Genomic DNA, 3,112 nt, shown 5'->3' on the forward strand with positions numbered 1-3,112 from the left:
CGCCAGCCTTCTTCATCCTGATCTTCAGCCCATTGAGTGCCTAAGACCATCTCATCTCCATTTTCTTCCGGCTCTCCATAGAAATAATGATTCTTTACACTATCTATTGCTGCCTCTCTTGATAATGCAAAACCACAATATCGCGTATTCCAGCTGTATTTGTAGATCACCAACTCTTCCGTGTCATTTACCATGTCAGCTCCATACAGGTTATTCAATCAGAATTTCATTTTGGATGGACACTGGAGCTTAAGCTAAGGTTCCAATAGAAGACTGATAAAATTCCATCACCATTCAACCTTAATCCAGGATTGAAAGGAAACATTAAAAATCTCTGGTTTCTAGATAGAACCGCTTCAAATTCAAAAATCTGCATCGAGCACGACGCGGTAGCGGGCTTTGCCTTCGGTCACGTGCTGGAAGGCTTCGTTGATCTGGCTCATGGGGAAGTGTTCGGTCTGCGGTGCGATCTTGTGTCGCGCTGCGAAATCCAGCATTTCGGCCATCGCGACGGGGGAGCCGGTGGGAGAGCCACTGACGCTGGCCTGCCGCGCGAGCAGTGTAAAGACGGGAACCGGAATCGGCTCCAGCACTACCCCTACTACATGCATCCTTCCATTAGGCGCGAGCGTTTTCAACAGCGCATCCCAGTCGAGTGGCACATTCACGGTGACAATCAGCAGGTCAAATGAATTCTCCAATTCCAGGATCGCAGCCGTGTCCCGGCTGGCGACGACATGGTGTGCGCCGAAACTGCGGGCTTCGTCGAACTTGCTTTCATGCGATGTGAACGCCGTCACTTCGCAGCCATACGCGGCGGCAAATTTGACCGCCATATGTCCCAGTCCCCCGATGCCGACGATACCCACGCGGCTCTTCGGCGTCGCAAACCGGCTGAGGGGATTGAACACCGTAATGCCACCACACAACAGGGGCCCCGCATCAGGAAAGTTCAGACCGTCCGGCAGAGGAATCGTCCAGGCCCAGTGGGAACGTACGGAACTGGCAAAGCCTCCCAGGTGACCGGCGATCGTGGGCTGCCCCTCTTTGCATAAATGCTGTTGCCCCGACAGGCAGAGCCGGCAATGCATACAACTGCCGCTGAACCAGCCGACGCCGACCCACTGCCCGACGCTCAAACCTTTCGCCTGCGATCCCAGGGCTGTCACCCGGCCGATGACTTCATGGCCGAAGACTGCGGGCAGAGTCGTCATTCCCCATTCGTTCTGCCACATCGAGAGATCCGAATGACACACGCCGCAATGCTCTACCGCCACCTCCACCTCTTCGGGTCCCAGTGGTTCCCGCTCCAGTGTCTGCCGGGTGAAAGGGGCTCCGATCTCACTTATAACCCAGGCTTCATATCCCATTTTCTTCTCCTTTGGTGAAATCGTGTGAAAAGTCCTTATCGTTCATACAGAAGTCAGGCGGCGCGGCCTGGATATTTTTGTGTCGCTGAACGGTTCCTGCGACAGATAATTTTATGCTTATTCGATCCTCTACAGCAAATCCCGGAACATGTGTGACAGTTTTTCGGTGAAGAAGAGTTCTACTTTTTCGTCGGAATCTTTGATTCCCGGATAGACGCCACATGACTCGTAGCGATCGTAGAAATCGTCGGCCCAGGGATCGGGAATTTCCTGGGGCGTTTCTTTCCGCGGCGCAAAACAGTATCCGGGGCGAGACGTATCAATGTTTTCTTCTCGGGACTGCTGGGAGGGCAGCAGCCGGGAGACGCGGGCGGTGATGGTTTCTTTCTGCCTCCGGGCGACGACCCAACTGTTCGTGTTCAAACGAAAGCGATTGTGGTGCTCCAGAAAATATTGACTGAGTGATTCGTCTTCGATTCTGAGCAGTAGTTCCGTGTTGACGAACAGCGAGCGGGGATCCAGGTTGGGAGAGCCGAGCAGCGTTGTTGTTCCATCCAGAATGAAATACTTGCAGTGCAATGTCGTATGGAACTCGTCGCACTCGAAGTGGTTCGCACCAAAGCCGGATTCCGGTTGCGCGTCGGATTTGTCATTTTCCTCGGACAGACGTGCATAGCTGGGAATCATTCGAACGATCTCCCCCGGAACTGCCCGTATTTCGTGTAGATGAGCGTGGAGTTGATTGAGCAGCGTTTTGCGCTGTTTGAGTCCGGCTGCGTAGGTATAGAGGTTATCGGTGGAAACCAGACTGTTGGTGACAATCGAGAGCAGAAACGATCCGTTTTGCTCGCGCAGTTTCGCCAATCGGTCGAGCCAGGAATCCGGGAAGATGATGATCGGTGAGGTCAGATGGATGCTCTTCCGTGCGGATGTGAGAATCTCGACCAGTCGGTTCCCTGTTTCGTCAGGCGTTTGGCAATCGACGGCGGGCAGATCATAATAGAGTTCGATCTGGCGGGGAGTATAGATGCGCCAGGTATAATCGGGACAGCATTCCTCTGCGATTTTTGAAAAAGGTGCCGGGAGATCAACAGAATCAGACGGCGTACCAGACTCCGATGGCGCTGTGGTTGACTGTTCCCCGTCCGCAAATTCCAGCAGATCCACACTCAGATCGTGATCCCAAAAACGGGCGTACGCAGTTTGGGTCTCTTCGACAATGGGGCCACTGATCAATACTTCCGCGTCGCTAAAACACCGAAAACGATGCATATCAAAATATTCGTCGCCCAGGTTGCGGCCTCCCACGATGACACATGCCTCGTCGAAGAGCATCATTTTACCGTGCATCCGCCGGTTCAGAGTCTCTCCATTCTTCGCCCCCGCCAGCATGATTTCCGCATCCGCAGGATCCATCTTCTGCACGACCGGATTAAACAACCGCACCTCGATATCACTCGATGCCGCCAGTTGACGCAGGCGGGGAAGAATCGAGTTTTCCGATTGCAGGGTCACCCAGTGGTCGAGCAGAATTCGTACTTCAACCCCTTCCCGGGATCGGCGTTCCAGCTCATCGAGAAGAAAATTTCCGACACGATCATTTCGCCAAAGGAAAGTGCTGATCCAAATCCGGCGCTGCGATTGCCGGATCAGTCGCTTTCGGCAATCAAAGGCGGAGAGACCTTCACTCAGTGGAATACACCGATGCGCTCTGGAAGGAACCAGAAACGAGGACAGCACCG

At 53.7% G+C, this 3,112-nt stretch carries 3 protein-coding genes; all 3 read right to left on the minus strand.

Features of this window, described 5'->3' with window-relative positions; all coding sequences use genetic code 11:
* A partial coding sequence (locus Q0294_RS13930) for a hypothetical protein (RefSeq protein WP_299466452.1) occupies positions 1 to 194 on the minus strand: 194 nt, incomplete at its 3' end.
* A 168-nt stretch (positions 195 to 362) separates the two neighbouring features.
* Positions 363 to 1,370 carry an NAD(P)-dependent alcohol dehydrogenase gene (locus Q0294_RS13935; protein ID WP_299466456.1) on the minus strand — a complete coding sequence of 336 codons (1,008 nt, stop codon included), beginning with the start codon at positions 1,368 to 1,370 and terminating at the stop codon, positions 363 to 365.
* 129 nt (positions 1,371 to 1,499) lie between these two features.
* Positions 1,500 to 3,112: phosphatidylserine/phosphatidylglycerophosphate/cardiolipin synthase family protein (locus tag Q0294_RS13940; RefSeq protein WP_299466459.1), on the minus strand; the 1,613-nt coding region annotated here is incomplete at its 5' end.

Source organism: uncultured Gimesia sp. (genome assembly GCF_937919775.1).
In the GTDB taxonomy this organism is placed as follows: domain Bacteria; phylum Planctomycetota; class Planctomycetia; order Planctomycetales; family Planctomycetaceae; genus Gimesia.